The following is an 18,463-nucleotide window of genomic DNA, read 5'->3' on the forward strand; positions in this document are numbered from 1 at the left end:
TCACACCTGTAAAGAGGCTGTGAAGTAGCGATTTGTGTTGTTCGCCCGAGGATGTGGGGCTACCTCGGTCGGCGGGTGACCGTTTAGCGTCCCTCGATGGCCTGATCATTGCCTTGGGTGAATGCTGTGTTCGTCCCGGTGACAGGTCGTGTTCGTGGACGTGCCGGGGTGCCCCGGCCGGGGCAACTGGGGGATGGTCCGTGCGACTGACGCGCAGACGTGGCAGTGGGCGTGGCATACGGGTGCTGCCCGGCAGACATGGCGTTCGGGGTTCGTGGGCGCTGGTCGCGGCGCTGACCGCGTCGCTGCTGACGGCGCCGACCGTGCAGGGTGTGGCGTCGGCCGCCGAGAGCGCGAAGGCCGATCGTAAGCAGCCGGTGAACGTTGCGGCCCGGTCCGCCGGAGGGGTGCCGCGTGACCGTGCGGAGGCCACCCCCACGAAGCCCGCCCGTACGGTCTGGCCGAAGTCGGCGCGGGCGCGGGTGTCGTTGACCGGGCTGAAGTCGGGCAGGAAGGTCCCGGTCGTCCCGGCCGTCACGGGCAGCACGGCTGAGGCGCCCAAGGCGGCGGTCTCGGTGGGCCCGGCCCCGGCGAAGGCCCGTTTCCGTGCCCAGTCCTCGAAGACCACCGTCCCCGGCAAGGTGGACGTGAAGGTCCTGGACCACAAGAAGCTGTCGCCGGTGGGTGGTATCGGCCTCGGTGTGCAGGTGACCCGGCGGGACGGCACCGCGACCGCCGGTCCGGTGCAGGTCACCCTCGACTACTCCGGCTTCAAGTACGCCTACGGCGGTAATTTCGCTTCCCGGCTGCGGCTGGTGTCGCTGCCCGCGTGCGCGTTGACGACCCCGAAGGCGAAGGGCTGTTCTCCGGGCAAGGCGAAGCCTGTCGCTGTCTCCAACGACACGGTGAAGGGCACGCTGACCGCGACGGTTCAGGCGGACGGTGACCCGACCGCCGAGCCACCCGCCCTCCAGGAGGGCTCGGACCTCTCCCGGTCCACCATGGCGGCCACCACGTCATCGGCGACGGTGTACGCCGTGGCCGCGGGCTCGTCGTCGGACGCCGGTGACTACCGGGCCTCGTCGCTGAAGCCGTCCGGTTCGTGGAACGTCTCGACGGGCTCGGGCGCCTTCACCTACAACCTGCCGATGCAGGCGCCGAAGCCGCCCACGGGCAACGCGCCCTCGCTGTCGCTGTCGTACAACTCCCAGTCGGTCGACAGCATGACCTCCGCCCAGAACACCCAGGCCAACTGGGCGGGCCTCGGCTGGGACCTGAGCGGTATCGGCTTCATCGAGCGGCGTTATCGGGGCTGCCAGGACGACGGCACCGGCTCGGGCTGGGTCGGGGACCTGTGCTGGGACTCGCCGAACACGGCGAACGAGCCCGACGGCGCGATGTACGTCCTCAACTTCAACGGGGTCAGCTCGATCCTCGTCCAGGACGGCAACGGCACCGGTTCGTACCACGTCAAGGACGACCCGGGCTGGCGGGTGCAGCACCTGACTGGCGGTCACGGGTCGGATGACGAGTACTGGGTGGTGTCCACTCAGGACGGTATGCGCTACTACTTCGGCTGGGGCCGCTCCGAGCGCACCAACGGCGCCACCGACTCGGTCCTGACCGTCCCCGTCTTCGGTAACGACGCGGGTGAGCCCGGCTACAGCGGCGGTATCGGGGTGACCAAGCAGGCTTACCGCTGGGGTCTGGACCGCGTGGTCGACCAGAGTGAGGTCGAGACCGCGTACTTCTATGAGAAGGAGCAGAACCACTACCGGTCCGTGCTGCTGACCGACCAGGCCCGTTCCTACGACTCCGCCGCCTACCCGGTGCGCATCGAGTACGGCTGGGCCTCCCAGATCTCCGGAGCGCAGTTGCCGGCCAAGGTGGACCTGCGTTACGTCGGCCGCTGTGTGGAGCGGATGGCGGACAAGGACCCGCTGGCCAGTGAACCGGCGGCCTGCCCGGCCATCTCCTCCAACGCCAGTTCGTATCCGGATGTCCCCACGGACCTGATGTGTGACGGCACGGCCGCCGACGACGGCTGCAAGACGATCACCGGTGAGACGTACTCGCCGACGTTCTTCGCCACGAAGATGCTGTGGGACGTCAAGACCTTCGTCCGGGACAACGACTCCTCTCCGTGGGACCCGGCGATGCAGTACCAGATGAAGTACGGGCTGCCGAACCCCGAGGGCACGGTCGACAACACGCTGTGGCTGGACTATGTGCAGCGCAAGGGCTACGGCGACGGCGACGACATCACCCTGCCCACCATCAACATCAACGGTGAGTGGCGGGACAACCAGCTCGGCGGTGGTGTCCTGAACTTCCGGCGGGTTACGCAGATCCACGGCGACCTCGGTTCGTTCGTCAATGTCACGTACCGCAACTACGACGACCAGGACGCCTGCGACATCGACAGCCTGCCCACGGAGTCCAACAACACGCAGGCGTGTTTCAAGCAGCGCTGGGTGCCCGAGGGCTCAACGGACGAGAAGACGGGCTGGTTCAAGAAGTACGTGGTCTCCAAGGTGAGCGTCGACCCGGGCCCCGGCGCGGGCTCCGGCAACGACGGCGACCCGACCATGACCACCACATACGACTACGTGGGCAAGCCGGCCTGGGCGTTCCCCAACGATCCGCTGACCAAGGACGAGGACGAGTCCTGGACGGAGTGGCGGGGCTATCAGCAGGTCGAGGTCCACACCGGCACCAAGTCCAACGCGGCCTCCACGTACTTCTGGCTGTACCGGGGTATGGACGGCGACCGCACGTCCAAGACCGACCCCTCGGCCACCCGCAGTGTCACGGTCGACGACGGCGACAGTGGCCGTCCGGCGGTCACCGACTCGGCCTGGCTGAACGGCAAGATCCTGGAGACCAGCAACCGCGACGGCTCCGGACAGTCCCACAAGCGGGTCTGGCACGAGTACTGGGTGTACAACACCGCCCAGTACGACGGCCTGCCCGACGCCCGCTTCGTCCGCGAGTCCAAGACCACCACGCACGACAAGACCTCGACCGGCTGGCGTGAGCACATCGTCAAGGACGAGTTCGACACCGCTGAGGCGGCCAGCACCAAGTACGGCCTGCCTCTGCGCACCAACGACTGGGGCCTGTCCGACACCGACGACAACCGGTGCACCACCTACGGCCGCGCCTACAACACCGACTACTTCCCCGACTCCCAGGTCCAGCGCTGGATGGTCCTGCCCGACGAGACCCGCCACTACGCCGCCGACTGCGCGGCGAGGTCGTCGGCCAACCAGGACGCCTACACGGTGACCCTGTACGACGGCGCGACCTCGGTCGCCACCAACAAGCCGGCCGACGGTCTGCCCACCACCGTTCGCGCGTACACCGACGGCACCAACTACCGCGAGACGAAGGCGACGTACGACCAGGCCGGTCGGCAGCTCACCGCGACGGACGGCAAGCAGAAGACCACCACGACCACGTACTCCCCGGCGACGTCCTGGCCGGTGAACGGCGTCAAGGTCACCACACCCGACCCGGACGGCACCACCGCCGGGGCCGGACCGCAGACGACCACGACGTGGTTCTCCCGGCTGTGGGCGACCCCGTACCGCATCGAGGACGCCAACGGCGAGACCACGCGCCTCGTGCACGACTCCGTGGGCCGTGTCGCCCAGGTGTTCAAGCCGTCGCGGATCTCGGCGTACCCCGACGGCACGCCGTCCGTGCAGTACACGTACACGATCACCATGGCGGACAACAGCGAGGGCGTGCCCGACCTGGTCTCCTCGGTTCCGCCGAGGATCACCACCAAGACGCTGCTGGAATCGGGCGGGAAGACCGCGACCTCGTACGAGTACCTCGACGGACTGGGCCGCACCCGTGAGACGCAGACCCCGGCGCCCACTGGCACTGGCCGGACGGTCGTCTCCACCCGCTACGACACCTCCGGCAATGTCACCGGCACCAGCGCCGCCTTCTACAACGCGGACGCCGCCGGCTCGGGCATGGTCCTGCCGACCGTGGAGGACCTGCCCTCCTACACCGATCTGCTGATCGACTTCGCGGGCCGCTCCACGCAGTCCCTGATCCTGGTGAACGGTGACGCCCAGACCCAGGGTCAGACACGCGTCAACTTCCACGGCGACTACACGACCACGATGCCGCCGGTGGGCGAGCGCACGAACACGTATACCGATGTGTTCGGCCAGGTCAGCAAGGTCGTGGAGTTCGGTCCGTCGACGTACACGACGTCGTACGACTACACCCGTAGCGGCAAGTTGTCGAAGATCACCGACTCCAAGGGCAACGTCACCACCTACACCTACAACTGGCTCGGCGAGCGCACCGGCGGCATCGACCCCGACAGCGACCCGAACGGCGTCGGCGCCACGACCTACGACGGCAACGGCAATGTCGAGACGGTCACGGACGGCAACGGCACCGTCCTGACGCACACCTACGACGCCCTGAACCGACCGCTGACCGTGCAGAACGGCTCGACGGTGCTGACGCGCAACACCTACGACACGGCCACGAATGGCATCGGTGAACTCGCCACCTCCACCTCCTACGTGGGCGGCAACGCGTACACCGGCACCGTCAACGCCTACGACGTCGACGGCCATGTCACCGAGTCGCAGACGACGATCCCCGCCGACGGAAGCGGACTGCAGGGCACCTACAAGACGGCCTCCACCTACAACGCGGGCGGTCAGCAGACCAGCGTGACCTACCCGGCAGTCGGGGACCTGCCGCAGGAGACCGTCACCACGCAGTTCGACGCCCTCGGCAACCCGGAGAAGGTCACCAGCGACCTCGACAACACGGTCTACGTCGACGCGACCGGCTTCGACAGCCTGGGCCGCCTGACCGACCGCACTTACGGGACCACGGCCACGACCGGTACCACGGCCCGCCGTTCGTACGCCTACGACGACGCCAATGGCACCGGCTGGCTGAAGAACATCACCACGACCACCAGCACCAAGGGCACCGTCCAGAACGACGACTACCTGCGCGACAACGCGGGCCAGACCACCGACCTCGCCGACCGGATCACCGGCCGGCACCAGTGCTACACCTTCGACGAGCTGAACCGTCTCTCCCGCGCCTGGACCTCGGCGGCGACCACCGGCTGCGCCGGCCCCTTCTCCACCGACCTGGCCACCGGCCAGGACCCCTACCAGCTCGACTACACCTACGACGGCATCGGCAACCTGCAGAAGGTCACCAACACCACCGCCACCGGCGCCGAAGTCAACGACTACGTCTACCCCGGCTACTCCGCCGACCAGTCGACCTACACCGCCGGCGCCGCCCGCCCGCACGCCGTCTCCACCGTCAAGACACCGACCGGAACCGACAGCTACACCTACGACGACGCCGGCCAGCTGGAGAGCCGTACCGTGGACGGGGCCACGACCGACCTCGCCTGGAACGCCCTGGGCCAGGTCACCGCGACCAGCGGGGCCACCACCACCGGCTATGTCTACGACGCCGGCGGCAGCCTGCTGCTGCGCAGCTCACCGAACGAGAACGTCCTGTACCTGGACGGCCAGGAGGTCCACAAGGCACCCGGCGCCGACGCGAAGGCCACGCGCCACTACAGCGACGGCAGCGGTGTCGTCGCCTCACGCACGGCGGTGGACCCGACCACCAGCAAGCTGAGCTGGGTCATGTCCGACACCCAGGCGTCGACCCAGCTGACCGTCGACACCGCCACGGGCACCCCGACGCGCCGCCGCTACCTGCCCTTCGGCGCCCAGAACGGCGACACCGACCTGCCCGCCGGAACGGACCGCGGCTTCCTGGGCAAGACCGAGGACGACACCACGGGCCTGTCCATCCTCGGCGCCCGCATGTACGACGCCACGCTGGGCCGCTTCCTCAGCCCGGACCCGCTGGTCACGCCGTACGCACCGCAGAACCTCAACGCGTACTCGTACTCGATCAACAATCCGATCAGCTTCATGGACCCCGACGGTCTCAAGCCGGTCACCATGTGCGACAGGGGCTGCAAGGACGGCGACGACACCTACCGGGACTGGATGACCCCGAACGGTGACGGAACCTGGACCTACCACTACGAGAACACCCACTACAACTACCGTGCCGACGGCGAACTCCACAGCATCTACAAGACGGGCAGCGACCTGCCGACCCTCGGCAAGAAGATCGATTTCAAGCCGTACGACAACGCGGTCACGGTGGCTGTCTTCAAGACCGTCGCCTCGCTCGTCCTGCCCGACCCCACCGCATGGAAGGACTGCCTCTCCGGCTCCGGAGCGAAGAGCTGCCTCGTGGCGGGCACGGACCTTCCCTTCGCCAAGGCGCTGAAGCTGGTGCCCGAATCGGTGCTCAAGAAGGGCGCCGACGCCGTCGGGGACTGGCTCGGGAAGTTCGGCAAGCGCTGCAAGTGCTTCCTCGCCGGTACCGATGTCCTGATGGCCGACGGCAAGACCAAGGACATCGAGGACGTCAAGGTCGGCGACGAGGTCCTCGCCACCGACCCGAGAACCGGTGAGACCGGCCCCCGAAAGGTCACCCGCCTCATCGTCACCGAGGACGACAGGCACTTCAACGAGCTGTCCCTCGCCACCGAGAACGGCACAGAAAACCTCACCGCGACCCACGAGCACCCCTTCTGGTCCCCGTCACAACGGGACTGGGTCCAGGCGGGCCATCTCCGCCCGGGCATGACCTTGCGCACGGACGACGGCGACACGGTCGTCGTCACCGCCAACCGGAACTTCACGAAGAAGGCCCGCACATACAACCTGACCGTCGACGGCCTGCACACCTACTACGTGCTGGCGGGCGAGACACCGGTGCTGGTGCACAACGCGTCGTGTGACGTTCCCAGCATGGAGGTGCTCGACGCCACGTGGGCCCGGATGGGATTCGAATCACGCCCGGCCTTCGGTGACGTGGCGTGGGGCGGGCGAAGCCTCGCGGACGCCAGCAAGCTGAAGACTCCGGAGCAGGTGGCGAAAATGAAGTCGATCGGGATGACTCGACAGGACGCCGAGCACTGGCGGAACTTCTACCAGGACATCCACAACAAGTCGGCGGCGAAGTTCCCCAACAACCCGGAGAAGATCAACCCGAGCGCCCAATCAAGGGCGGACCTCTTCCAGTACTACATGGACAATCTCGGAGATTAGCTATGCGTTTCGTCATCCGTGCGGATCGAGAGGTCGTGCTGGCTTTCGAGCCGACAGCGGCGGAGTACGCGCTCGAACCGGGCAGGCCTGTCGTTGTCGAGTGGTTCGGCCAGGGCGACGACGGCATGGTCTCCTTGGAATCGGGAGACCTTGTCGTGGCTGCGCCGAGCGGTGGATACACGAGGGCGTGGGATTCCGACGGCGCGGAGATCTATATCGGTCCCGAATCAGGGCCGGACGCCGGCTGAGTGCGGCAGCACACACGACTGGGCGGACAGCGGCGCATGGCCAACCGTGCCAGGAAGGAATCCAGGCGCCTTCGCAACTGTCCGCGACAGTCCTGCCCTTACTGTGCTGGCATGCACAGAAGCCGTGTCTACGCAGTCCTCCTCGACACCCCGAAGGACGAGGCCGACCGGGCGGCCGCCTTCTGGGCGGAAGCCCTCGGCGCCCCCGCCCAACCCGTCCCCACCGAGCCCCAGTTCACCGTCCTGCACGACGCCCTGCCCGGCCTGACCACCGTCGTCCAGGCCGTCGACGACGCGCCCCGCGTCCATCTCGACATCGAGACGGACGACGTGGAGGCCGAGACGGCGCGACTGCTCGCCCTCGGTGCCGAGCAGATCGCCCAGTGGCTGGAGTGCAGGGTCCTGCGGGCGCCCGGAGGGCATCTGGTGTGTGTGGTGCCGGTGCACAGCGCGCCGGAGGTGTTCGAGGCGCACGCGAGAAGCTGGCGGACGTAGGACCCGGGCAGCGCCGCTCCGCCGCGTACGGTGCGGGTGGGCCCCATGGGTCTCGTTGGCGAAGCCGGGGAACGTCTGGTCGAAGGTCTCCAGCACGTGCCAGTCGGCCTGAGGAGCGAGCTTCCAGCAGTCGGCCTTCTTCTGCAGGAGTTCGAGCGGCGCCTGGTGGAAGGGGTACCGCACCCCGGTGTCGGGATCGGTCACCTCGTCGGGCTGCCAGGCCCCGAAGAACCAGTGCGGCCGTGCGGTCCTCACCGAGACGGCGCCCCAGCCGGATCAACGCCTGCCGGGTGACTCCTTCACATGGATCATGGCCGCCTGGGACAGCGCCGCCGGCAGTTTGTGCGTTGACTGGCTCGCGAACACGGTCGGGCGGTGGCCGCCGCTGAGCAGGTCCGCCACCCGTACGGCGTCGTAACACAGGCCGTCGTAGGTCGAGTTGGTGACGATGGCGAGGGTGGGTTCCTGGCTCACGGCGTACGAGATGGACGGGCCGGCCCAGGGACAGGGTGATGCCGTGGTCGACCGCCTTGTGGCAGTTGCGGTCGACCGGCACGATCTCGTCGTGGCCGACCGTGCCGGGGAGATGTCGCTGCGCAGCAGCTGCTCCCCGAAGTAGTCGTGGTACGCCCGCCCCACCGGGGACTTGAGGAAGGCCACACCACCGTGGTGCGCGGGCGTGTGCCAGGAGCACTCGTGGGTGTCGTCGAACGTGCGCAGCTCCCGGAAGAACGACGGATGACACCGACCCGACGGGCCGACGGGCTCGGGGGCGGCGTCGCGCCGGTGAGTACCCCCTCAGGATCGGCAGGGCCTCCGGGAGGCATCGGCTCACACGCCGGCATCCGCGGTACGTCATCCGGATGCCGAGAACGCGCGCCTCCGCCCTGGGACCCGCACCGGCACGCCCACGCCCGGCGGCACCCCGCACGCGGCACGCTCAGTCCACCAGGTCCGCCGCCGTCAGCAACCGCGTCAGGTCCGTCCTCGACCGGACGTGTAACTTCCGGTAGATCCGGGTGAGATGGGCCTCCACCGTCTTGCGGGACACGAACAGCGACGCCGCCGCCTCCGTGTTGTTGAGGCCGCGCGCGATCGCCCTCGACACCTGGAACTCCTGCGGCGTCAACTGGTCCAGTACGCCGCCCATACGGCCGCCGGCCCGCGCCGGACCCCCGCCCGTGGCACCGGCCGCCGTGGCGCCCCCGGCCGTGCCCACCGTCCCCCCGGCGGCGGCCAGTTCGCTCGCCGCCCGCCGCGCCCACGGCACCGCGCCCAGCCGTTCGAAGCAGGCCAGGGCCGAGGACAGGGGGGAGCGCGCGGCCCCCGGACGGCGATGGCGGCGCAACACCTCCGCCTCGCACAACAGCGTGCGCGCCTCGTCGAAGGGCCCCGTCGTCCGCTGATGCGCCTTGAGCGCCGCCGCGAAGTACGCCTCCGCCTCCTCCGGCGTCCCTGCCAGCAGCCCCCGCACCCGCGCCGCCGACGCCTCGGCCGACGCCAGCCCCGTCTCCCGCGCCCGCTCCTCCAGCCAGGTCACCACCTCACCCGCCCGCGCCGCGTTCCCCGCCCGAACATGCGCCTCGGCCAGATCCGCGGCGAACGGGACCACCTCCGGGTTCCCGATCCCCTGCTCGATCGCCAGCGCGAGCGTCTGCTCCAACTGGTCGGCCGCCGCGTCGTGATCCCCGTAGGCGAGGGCCGACAGCCCGAGCACCGCCGTCATATGGAACTCCTGGCAGCCGATCCCGTACGCCCCGCACTCCCGCCGCGCCCGCGCCACATGCTCCTCGCACTCGACCCGGTCACCGCGCAGCGCCTCCAGCCGGGCCAGGCAGTAGAGGGCGTAACTCACACAGGTCAGCTGGCCCAGCTCCTCCGCCCAGCGCAGCGCCTCCGTCAAGTCGCCGCGCGCGGAGGCCCATTGGCCGATACGGGTCTCCAGCTCACCCCGTACGGCGAGGGTGAAGCCCAGGACGCCCACCGCGCTGTGCTGCCGCGCCGACTCGACCGCCGTGTTGAGGAGTCGGCGGCCCCGGGTGAACTCCTCCATACGGCTCCACGCCTGCCCGGCGATCGCGTAGACCTGCTGGTCGCGGACGGGATCGCCGCCGGTGCCGTGGTGGTCGGCGGCCTCCAGCATGGCGCGGCCCTCGGCCGTACGGCCCGCCATGGCGAGGGCGCCGCCGAGGAGGGTGTAGCTGTACCAGCGTTCGGGCCCGGTCTCGGTGGCGAGGGCGAGCGATTCCTCGGCGACCCGTACGGCCGCCGGGACATGGCCGTCGAGACGCGCGGCGGCCGTCGCCTCCGCGAGGAGCAGACAGGCCCGGAAGGGATCGGTGCCGCGCACGGCGTCGGCGGCGTTCATCAGCAGGCCGTACGCCTGCGCCGTCTCGCCCTTCCAGGTGTACATCCGGCCGAGCAGACCCTGGATGACCGCGCGCATCGCCGGATCGGGCGTGGTCCGCAACGCCTCCTCGCACCACTGCGGGCCCGCCGGGGAGCCGCTGAGCAGCGCGTCGGAGGCGGCGTTGTGGAGACGGCCGGCGCGGGGCGCCGGGTCGGGGGTCAGCTCGGCGGCCCGTCGCCAGGCGAGCGCCGCCTCACCGAAGGCGCTGCGCCTACGGGCCTCCTGCGCGGCCTCCGCCAGCGCCGCCGCGGCCTCCTCGTCGGGGCCGGGGGTCGCCGACGCCCGGTACCAGGCGTGCAGCGGGCCCGTGCTCACCTCGGCGAGCGCGTGGAACGCCGCGAAACGGTGGGCCAGCGGCGCCCGGCCCAACACCAGCGCGCGCAGCACCGGGTGGTGGAAGTCCAGCCCGTCGGCGGCGGCCGTGATCAGGCCGTCCTCCTCCGCCGGGGAGAGGGCGTCGAGCGAGAGTCCGGCCGCTTCCAGGGCCTTGCGGAGGGGGCCCGCCGCCGTGGAGCGACTGGCCGCGAGGACCACCAGGGCTCTGCGGGCCGGGTCGGGCAGACCGTCGATCCGGGTCGCCCAGGCGCGCTCCAGATGGCTGCCGAGGGAGGGCGGGTCCAGCAACGGCCGCTCGCCCCGCGCCTGTTCGTCCGTCAGCCCGCTCGCGATCTCCCGCAGGGCGAGGGGGTTCCCACCGCTGATGCGGACGAGTTCGGCGAGGACACCGGGGGCGACCGTGCGATGGCCGGTGGTGGTGGGGGTGGGGTGGCCGTGCTCGTCGCCGGTCCGGGTGCCGGTGGCGGTGCCGGTGGCGTGGCTTGCGACCCCGCTGCCACGACCGGCGCCGATGTCCTCTGTACTTCCTTGGCCGTTGCCGTTGCCGTATCCGTTGAGGAGTTCCGCGCACTCCTCCGGTGCCAGTCCCCCCACCTGCACGGTCGGAATGCTCCGCCGGGGCCCCGCCTCGCCGTGGTCCTCGCGGGACCCGAGCGCGAGCGCGACCCGCTCACTCGACAACCGGCGGGCGATGAACAGCAGCACCCGCTGGGAGGAGGGGTCGACCCAGTGGAGGTCGTCGACGAGGACGACGACGGGGCGTTCGTCACCGAGCGAGGCGAGGACGTTCAGGGCGCCCATACAGGCGGCGTACGGGTTGCCGGGCGGGACGGCGGTGTCACCGCCGAGGGCGAGGCAGGACTCCAGGGCGGAACGCTGGGCCCCGGGGAGTTCCCTGAAAAGGGACGAATGGGGCATGAGAAGGTCGCCGAGGGTGGCGAAGGGGAGGACGGTCTCGGTCTCGATGCCCCGGGCGCGCAGCACGGTCGCGGGAGCCGCGCCCGGCGTCCCCGTCGCCGCCCGCTGCGCCGCGTAGTCGAGCAGGGCCGTCTTCCCGATGCCGGGCTCGCCCCAGAGCAGCAACGCCGCCCCGCCCGCCCCACCCGCCACGAGCAGGTCGTCCATCAGCCGGCGTTCCCGCTCCCGGCCGACGAGTGCCCGTAACAATGCGCCACCCCCTGGTGCCCGTCTGTGCCCGCCCCGCCCGTCCATGATGCCCCGAGGAGGGCGGGCCAAGAAGGTTGAATGCCGGGCGAGTTGTGGGGAGATCTCGGAGGCGGCGCCGGGGGACGCCGGGCGGTCTCGGAAGTGATGCCGGGGGCGATGTAGGGGGACGTCGGGGTCGATACCCGGGGCGATATAGGGACTTCCCGGAAGCGGGCGGGGGCCGTCCGGGCCTTCAATGGTCTCGCGGAACCTTCGCGGGACTTCACGGAGCGGAACGCGGAACCTCGCGAAGCGCGACAGGGGAACAGAGAAACAGGGGAACGGGGAAAACGGGGGAACCAGGGGAAACGGAACAGAGCACCACCACGGGGGAACGACACCGCAGAACCCGGAAGGCGGGCCGACGGCACGGCTGAGCGGCCTCACCCGGCGGCCCGCCTTCCGGCAGAAAACAGAGAAAACAGAGGAACACGGGGAAATGAACCAGGTCGCGGAACTAGGGGGACGGCTCATGCCGGCATCCGCTGGACGCGGGGATCTCACCTCCGGATCGGACCGGCTCGACTCGGTCGAGATCAGGGTGACGTTCTCGGGTGCGGGCGCAGCCGCCGCGACCCGGGCGCTGGCGCCGGACACCGGGGGAGCCCGGCGCCGCGTCTACTTCTGTGAGGCCCTCGCCCGCTCCACGGCGCCGGGACAACTGCCGCTTCTGGACGCGGGGCTGATCCTGCGCCTCCGGGCGGGGAGCGGGCGGGGAGGGGCCGCGACCGCGGAATTGCGGCCCTGCCGCCGGTCCCGGCTCTCGGAACGATGGCTGCGCTTCCGTGAGCAGGGACCGGACTCCCTGGGGCTGTCCGACGTCTGGGCCGGCGACCGCCGGGTCCTCTCGGCCACCCTGACCTCCGCCTGTGACCGCACGGCCGTCGAAGCCGCCGTCACGGGCGGCAAGCCCCTCACCTCGGTATTCTCCGCCCACCAACAGGACTTCCTCACCGACTGCGCCGATACGGCGGTGCCCTTCGACTCCCTCACGGTCCTCGGCCCCGTCCACAGCACCCGCTGGCTCACGGCCCGGCTGGACCACCACGAAGTCACCCTGGAGCACTGCGGATTGGCCGCCGCCGGCCACGAGGACGACCACCCCCTCCAATGGCTGGAGGTCTCCAAGCGGGTGTCCCCCGAGGGCGCCGAGGTGGTCCGAGCCTCCCTACTCGCCCTCCTGAAGGCCAAGGACCTCGACCCCGACCTGGACTCCGGCATACGACTCAGACGAGTACTGGAGGAACTGGCCGCCGAGCGCCCCTGAAAGGGGCGCGGGGAACTGCGCGACCAGCCACGACGGCGCCGCAGCCGACCGACGGGACGGTACACCTCGCCGCGCGGCGGAGCCGCATTCCGGCACAACCAGCGGAGCCTCGGCGCGGCGGAGCCGCACAAGGCTGACCGGGGTCAACCCACCCCCACCGCCCGCAGCGCGGCCGTGGTCGCCGCACCCAGGACGACCACCGCGAACGGTGCCCTTCGCCAGGCCAGCACCCCGCCCATCAGCACCCCGGCGGGCCGCGCCCACCCGGCGAAGCCGCCGCCCTCGGTCAGGGCGCCGGTGCCGAGCAGCGCCACGAGGAGGACGACGGCCGCGCCCGTCAGCGACTCCCGCACCCGTACGGGGATCTCGACCCGCCCGTGCAGTACGGGACCGGTGAGCCGGAGGGCGTAAGTGCCCACGGCCAGCAGGAGCATCGCGGTGACGACCGGACTCATGACCGGCCCCCGACCCTAGGCGCCCGCCACACGACCAGCCCGGCCAGGGCCAGCAGTACGGGAACTCCCGCCGGTGTCACCGGAGTCGTCGCCAGCGCGATCGCCGCTCCCAGCAGCGCGGCCCGGCGTACGGGCGGCTGCTCGCGCAGGGCGGGCAGGACCAGGGCCGCCAGCACGGCGGGGAAGGCGGCGTCCAGGCCGTAGGCCGCGGTGTCACCCAGCGCGGACCCGGCGAGGGCACCGGCCAGGACCCCCACGTTCCAGACGGTGAACAGCCCCAGACCCGAGATCCAGAACGCCGCCCGGCGACGGGCGGGGTCGGGCTCGGCCAGGGCGAAGGCGACCGTCTCGTCGGTGACCAGATGGGCGCCGACGAAGCGTGCGACCCGGCCCCGGCCCAGTACGTCCGCGACCGCCAGACTGAAGGCCGCCGTACGGGTGTTGAGCAGCAGACCGGTGGCCGCCGCGGCGAGCGGACCGCCCCCGGCCGCCAGGATTCCGACCGTGCTGAACTGCGCCGAACCCGCGTACACCACCAGCGACATCACCACCGGCACCCACACCGGAAGCCCCCCGGCGACGGAGATCGCACCGAAGGAGACGCCCACGACACCGCCGGCCACCCAGACGAGGGACGCGTCCCGGACCAGATCGGGGTGCCGTACGAGACCGCGCCGTACGAAGCGGTGCCGTACGAAGCGGTTCCGCACACAACGGGATGTTCGCTCTGCCGTACGCATGTTCTCTACAGTGGACAGAAGAGGCGCTGTTCGTCAAGCCGAACGAATGTACCGATGGAGCGAACGACATGTCCGATGCCGCCACCCCCGACGCCGACGCCACCCCTCAGGCCGACGCCGCACCCGAAGCCGGGAGGCCCCCCACCCGCCTCCCCCTCGACTGGATCGCCGCCTCGCTGCGCCGTGAACGCACCCGTGTAGGGCTGTCGCTGTCGGAGCTGGCCAAGCGGGCCGGGATCGCGAAGTCGACGCTGTCGCAGCTGGAGGCGGGGAACGGGAACCCGAGCGTGGAGACGTTGTGGGCGCTCGGGGTGGTGCTGGGTGTGCCGTTCAGCGTGCTGGTGGAGCCGCCGGCGCCGTCCGTGCGGGTCGTCCGGGCGGGGCAGGGCCCGACCGTGGCGTCGGAGAAGGCCGCGTACGCGGCCACGCTGCTGTCCGCCAGCCCGCCCGGCGTACGGCGGGACATCTACCACCTACGGAGCGAACCGGGCTCCGCGCGGGAGTCGGAGCCGCACATTCCGGGAACGGTGGAGCATCTGATCGTCGCCACGGGGAGGCTGAAGGCCGGACCGGCGGGGGAGACGGTGGAACTGGCCCCCGGTGACTACATCACCTATCGCGGCGATGTGCCCCACTCCTACGAGGCCCTCGAACCGGGGACGGCCTTCGTGCTGATCATGCAGCACGTGTAGGGAAACACATGGAGGAAAAGGCAGGAGCCCCACCGCCTTGCGGCGGCGGGGCTCCTTGGGTACTGCTCTCAGGTCCGGATCAGAGACGGGGTTCGCCTCAGACGGGGGTGACGTTCTCCGCCTGCGGACCCTTCGGGCCCTGGGTCACGTCGAAGGAGACCTGCTGGTTCTCCTCCAGCGAACGGAAGCCGCTCGCGTTGATCGCGGAGTAGTGAACGAAGACGTCGGGGCCGCCGCCTTCCTGGGCGATGAAACCAAAGCCCTTTTCGGCGTTGAACCACTTAACGGTTCCGGTAGCCATAAGCCCTCCTTGGGCCCAAAGGGTCGCCCTGCTCCAGAACCTGCAAGTGTGAAACATTGCCGCACAACTGCATACGTCTGAAAACGACTAGAGCCCGCGGTTACATGCTCCGCAGGCTCTGTACTGCAAGGGAAACCAAACTGCAACTTGCGGCGAGCCTAGCACGGGGGCAGCCGAAAGCAATAGAGGTCAAGATCACGTCACCCGGATGTTTGAGTGATCGTTGCGCCGGATTGACGACCGTCCCCCGAGCGCCTCATCGGGCCGCCCCGCGACGCTCGTCGGGACGTCCCACGACCGGTGGGTCCGGCCGGGGGACCCCGGGCCCCGGACCGTGCTCCATGAGGTCTAGTCTCGCGATGTGGACAATTCTCGCACTCGGCCGCGCGTAGGCCACATCCAGTTCCTGAACTGCCTGCCCCTGTACTGGGGGCTCGCGAGAACGGGCACGCTCCTCGACTTCGAGCTGACCAAGGACACCCCGGAGAAGCTCAGCGAGCAGCTGGTCCGCGGTGACCTCGACATCGGCCCCATCACCCTCGTCGAGTTCCTGCGACACGCCGACGAACTGGTCGCCTTCCCCGATATCGCGGTCGGCTGCGACGGGCCGGTGATGTCCTGCGTCCTCGTGTCCCAGGTGCCCCTCGAACGCCTGGACGGCGCACGCGTCGCCCTGGGCTCCACCTCCCGCACCTCCGTGCGCCTCGCCCAACTGCTGCTGGCCGACAGCATCGGCGTACAGCCGTCGTACTACACCTGCCCGCCCGATCTGGCGCTGATGATGCAGGAGGCCGAGGCCGCCGTCCTGATCGGGGACGCCGCGCTGCGGGCCAACCTGGTCGACGGGCCCAAGCACGGCCTGGAGGTGCACGACCTCGGTGCCATGTGGAAGGCGTGGACGGGGCTGCCGTTCGTCTTCGCGGTGTGGGCGGCCCGCCGGGACTACCTGGCCCGCGAGCCCGAGTTGACCCGCGGTGTCCACGAGGCGTTCCTCGCCTCCCGGGACCTCTCGCTCACCGAGGTCGACAAGGTGGTCGAGCAGGCGGCCCGCTGGGAGGCGTACGACGAACGGGTTCTGGAGCGGTACTTCACCACCCTCGACTTCCGGTTCGGCGACGCCCAGCTCGCCGCGGTCACCGAGTTCGCGCGCCGGGTGGGGCCGACCACCGGATTTCCGGCGGACGTGAAGGTCGACCTCCTTTCCTGAACATTTCTTCCGTGAGTCCTCCTGCGACTCCCGAAGACTCCCCGAGATTTCATTTGACCAATTCCGGGTTCTGTGGGAAGAGCGGCGGCCGCCGTTCACATTCTCATTCGGGCATACGGCACTACGCTGCTGGGGAAGCGTGGAGAGGACGTACGGGGGAGGGGTGGGCGTCATGCAACCGCTGGACGTCGGCGAGCCCACGGTCGTGGGGCCCTACCGGCTGCTCGGCCGGCTCGGGTCCGGGGGGATGGGCCGGGTCTATCTGGGGCGCAGCGCGGGCGGCCGTACCGTCGCGGTGAAGGTCGTCCATCCGCACTTCGCCCTTGACGAGGAGTTCCGGGCCCGTTTCCGGCGGGAGGTGGCGGCGGCCCGGCGGGTCGGCGGCGCCTGGACCGCGCCCGTCCTCGACGCGGACCCGGAGGCGTCCGTTCCGTGGGTGGCGACCGCGTACGCGGCCGGACCCTCCCTCGCGGCGGCCGTCTCGGACGGCGGTCCGCTTCCCCCGCACTCCGTACGGGTGTTGGGCGCGGGCCTCGCTGAGGCGCTTGCCGCCGTGCACGCGCTGGGACTGGTCCACCGCGATGTGAAACCGTCGAACGTCCTGCTGACCGTCGACGGCCCCCTCCTCATCGACTTCGGTATCGCCCGCGCCACGGACGGCACCGCCTCCATCACCTCCACCGGCGTCTCCATCGGTTCACCCGGCTACATGTCCCCCGAGCAGATCCTCGGCAAGGGCGTCACGGGCGCGGCGGACCTCTTCTCCCTGGGCGCGGTCCTGGCGTACGCGGCGACCGGCAAGTCCCCCTTCCCGGGCGACTCCTCCGCCGCCCTCCTCTACAAGGTGGTCCACGAGGAGCCCCGACTCGACGGGCTGGAGGGCGACCTCCGCGCACTCGTCGAGCGCTGCCTGAGCAAGGAGGCCGCCGGCCGTCCGACCCCGGACGAGGCCGCCCGGGCCCTGGCACCCGAGGGCGCGGCCCGGCTGGTCGCGGCCGGGTGGCTGCCCGGACCGCTGGTGGAGCAGGTGGGGCGCAGCGCCGTTCACCTGCTGAATCTGGAGGCGGTGGAGGCGGGCGGGGAGGTACCGGCTTCCGGGCCGGTCGAGTTCAGCAGTCCTTCGGTGGGGGCTCCGGGCACATCGGGCAAGGGCGAGGCAACCGAAGGGCCGGAGGCGCCCGAGGCACCCGAAGTGCACGAGGCACCGGAAGTACCCGCCGTGAGCGGGGCGTTCGGGCCGCCGCCCGTCATGTCGCCGGGGCAGCCCGGTATGCCGCCGAAGCCGTCGGTCATGCCGGTGGAGCAGCCGGTCCTGTCGGCCGAGCAGCCCGTCACCCATGTGCCGTCCCCACCGGGCAAGCTGTCGCTGAGCGTGGCCGCCACGTCCACCACCGCGACGAACGGGCGTGGCCGGAGGGTGAGTTGCACGGTCGCTTTGGCGGTCGCGGGGGCGTTCGCGGCGGTGGGGGTGGGGGCGCCATGGCTGTTCGGGATGATGCAGGGCGAGAGCAACGATTCCGCTTCCAAGGACTCCGGGGGCATGGCCACGGCGAGCGCGAGCCCGACGTCCGACGATCCCATGGGCAGTGAGCCGACGGGCAAGGGCCAGGTACCCGAGAAGTTCCTCGGCACCTGGGAGGGCGACGGCTACGCGCTCGGCGGCCAGCTCCCCGCCGGGACCTTCACGATCACCCTGGAACAGGCCGGCGTGGGAGAGGAGTTGGGCAGCTTCCGCTCGGTCGATCTGCTCGGCGGCACCTGCGACGACAAACTGGTGCTCAAGGAGGCCAGCGCCGAGCTGATCGTCGCCACGAGCATCCCCGACAAGGAGAACAACCCCGGTACGTGCGTCAAGAACACGCATGAGATCCAGCTCAGCCCGGTCGGCGAGGAGTTGGAGTACACCTCCGAGAATCCGGACGCGGGCGACCCGACGGCGCGGCTGGCGAAGGTGGACTAGC

Annotated in this window: 13 protein-coding genes and 1 pseudogene; 8 read left to right on the forward strand and 6 right to left on the reverse strand. The window is 70.3% G+C overall.

Annotated elements, in window-relative coordinates:
- Positions 1–200: 200 nt before the first annotated feature.
- The 3 genes from ACWD4G_RS22305 (at position 201) to ACWD4G_RS22315 (ending at position 7,888) form a co-directional block, all read left to right on the forward strand.
- Complete coding sequence (locus tag ACWD4G_RS22305; RefSeq protein ID WP_451296003.1) at positions 201–7,145, forward strand: polymorphic toxin-type HINT domain-containing protein; 6,945 nt, start codon at positions 201–203, stop codon at positions 7,143–7,145.
- A gap of 2 nt (positions 7,146–7,147) precedes the next feature.
- Positions 7,148–7,393 (forward strand): hypothetical protein, encoded by a 246-nt coding sequence (locus tag ACWD4G_RS22310; RefSeq protein WP_451296005.1) that lies wholly within the window; start codon positions 7,148–7,150, stop codon positions 7,391–7,393.
- Between the two features lie 111 nt (positions 7,394–7,504).
- Positions 7,505–7,888, forward strand: a complete 384-nt coding sequence (locus ACWD4G_RS22315) for a VOC family protein (protein ID WP_451296007.1) — start codon at positions 7,505–7,507, stop codon at positions 7,886–7,888.
- Between the two features lie 276 nt (positions 7,889–8,164).
- Here ACWD4G_RS22315 and ACWD4G_RS22320 read toward each other — a convergent pair whose 3' ends face one another.
- Positions 8,165–8,362: a hypothetical protein gene (locus ACWD4G_RS22320; RefSeq protein WP_451296009.1), complete on the reverse strand. Its 198-nt coding sequence runs from the start codon at positions 8,360–8,362 to the stop codon at positions 8,165–8,167.
- Between ACWD4G_RS22320 and ACWD4G_RS22325 the strand changes: the two genes are divergently transcribed.
- Positions 8,346–8,507 (forward strand): hypothetical protein, encoded by a 162-nt coding sequence (locus ACWD4G_RS22325; protein WP_451296011.1) that lies wholly within the window; start codon positions 8,346–8,348, stop codon positions 8,505–8,507. The two genes, ACWD4G_RS22320 and ACWD4G_RS22325, sit on opposite strands and share 17 nt — an antisense overlap.
- Positions 8,508–8,521: 14 nt before the next feature.
- Here the strand turns inward: ACWD4G_RS22325 and ACWD4G_RS22330 are convergent.
- Positions 8,522–8,608: pseudogene (locus tag ACWD4G_RS22330) on the reverse strand (hypothetical protein); the annotation flags it as partial.
- Positions 8,609–8,828: 220 nt separating this feature from the next.
- Positions 8,829–11,846, reverse strand: a complete 3,018-nt coding sequence (locus ACWD4G_RS22335; RefSeq protein WP_451296237.1) for an AAA family ATPase — start codon at positions 11,844–11,846, stop codon at positions 8,829–8,831.
- A gap of 466 nt (positions 11,847–12,312) precedes the next feature.
- On the opposite strand from ACWD4G_RS22335, the gene ACWD4G_RS22340 reads away from it, so the two are divergent.
- Positions 12,313–13,107: a hypothetical protein gene (locus ACWD4G_RS22340; protein ID WP_451296013.1), complete on the forward strand. Its 795-nt coding sequence runs from the start codon at positions 12,313–12,315 to the stop codon at positions 13,105–13,107.
- A gap of 143 nt (positions 13,108–13,250) precedes the next feature.
- Here the strand turns inward: ACWD4G_RS22340 and ACWD4G_RS22345 are convergent, their stop codons facing one another.
- Complete coding sequence (locus ACWD4G_RS22345; RefSeq protein ID WP_451296015.1) at positions 13,251–13,562, reverse strand: AzlD domain-containing protein; 312 nt, start codon at positions 13,560–13,562, stop codon at positions 13,251–13,253.
- Positions 13,559–14,302: an AzlC family ABC transporter permease gene (locus tag ACWD4G_RS22350; RefSeq protein WP_451296017.1), complete on the reverse strand. Its 744-nt coding sequence runs from the start codon at positions 14,300–14,302 to the stop codon at positions 13,559–13,561. Before ACWD4G_RS22350 ends, ACWD4G_RS22345 begins: the two co-directional genes overlap by 4 nt.
- A gap of 68 nt (positions 14,303–14,370) precedes the next feature.
- On the opposite strand from ACWD4G_RS22350, the gene ACWD4G_RS22355 reads away from it, so the two are divergent.
- Positions 14,371–14,994, forward strand: coding sequence for a helix-turn-helix domain-containing protein (locus ACWD4G_RS22355; protein WP_451296019.1), 624 nt, complete (start codon positions 14,371–14,373; stop codon positions 14,992–14,994).
- Positions 14,995–15,091: 97 nt separating this feature from the next.
- Here ACWD4G_RS22355 and ACWD4G_RS22360 read toward each other — a convergent pair whose 3' ends face one another.
- The gene (locus tag ACWD4G_RS22360) at positions 15,092–15,295 is read right to left on the reverse strand and encodes a cold-shock protein (protein WP_003992177.1); all 204 of its coding nucleotides are present in this window, start codon (positions 15,293–15,295) and stop codon (positions 15,092–15,094) included.
- 361 nt (positions 15,296–15,656) lie between these two features.
- Here ACWD4G_RS22360 and ACWD4G_RS22365 point away from each other — a divergent pair, with 361 nt between their 5' ends.
- Both ACWD4G_RS22365 and ACWD4G_RS22370 read left to right on the forward strand, forming a co-directional pair.
- A complete protein-coding gene (locus ACWD4G_RS22365) occupies positions 15,657–16,502 on the forward strand; it encodes a menaquinone biosynthetic enzyme MqnA/MqnD family protein (RefSeq protein ID WP_451296021.1) in 846 nt (281 codons plus the stop codon).
- 172 nt (positions 16,503–16,674) lie between these two features.
- On the forward strand, positions 16,675–18,462 hold the full coding sequence (locus ACWD4G_RS22370) for a protein kinase domain-containing protein (protein WP_451296023.1): 1,788 nt from the start codon (positions 16,675–16,677) through the stop codon (positions 18,460–18,462).
- Position 18,463: the final 1 nt, after the last annotated feature.

This window comes from Streptomyces sp. NPDC002643 (genome assembly GCF_053592555.1).

Bases quoted from the DNA above. Each gene is read 5' to 3' on its own strand.
- ACWD4G_RS22370 (WP_451296023.1), top strand. From the start codon at position 16,675: ATGCAACCGCTGGACGTCGGCGAGCCCACGGTCGTGGGGCCCTACCGG.
- ACWD4G_RS22360 (WP_003992177.1), bottom strand. From the start codon at position 15,295: ATGGCTACCGGAACCGTTAAGTGGTTCAACGCCGAAAAGGGCTTTGGT.
- ACWD4G_RS22335 (WP_451296237.1), bottom strand. From the start codon at position 11,846: ATGGACGGGCGGGGCGGGCACAGACGGGCACCAGGGGGTGGCGCATTG.
- ACWD4G_RS22310 (WP_451296005.1), top strand. From the start codon at position 7,148: ATGCGTTTCGTCATCCGTGCGGATCGAGAGGTCGTGCTGGCTTTCGAG.
- ACWD4G_RS22350 (WP_451296017.1), bottom strand. From the start codon at position 14,302: ATGCGTACGGCAGAGCGAACATCCCGTTGTGTGCGGAACCGCTTCGTA.
- ACWD4G_RS22340 (WP_451296013.1), top strand. From the start codon at position 12,313: ATGCCGGCATCCGCTGGACGCGGGGATCTCACCTCCGGATCGGACCGG.
- ACWD4G_RS22355 (WP_451296019.1), top strand. From the start codon at position 14,371: ATGTCCGATGCCGCCACCCCCGACGCCGACGCCACCCCTCAGGCCGAC.
- ACWD4G_RS22315 (WP_451296007.1), top strand. From the start codon at position 7,505: ATGCACAGAAGCCGTGTCTACGCAGTCCTCCTCGACACCCCGAAGGAC.
- ACWD4G_RS22345 (WP_451296015.1), bottom strand. From the start codon at position 13,562: ATGAGTCCGGTCGTCACCGCGATGCTCCTGCTGGCCGTGGGCACTTAC.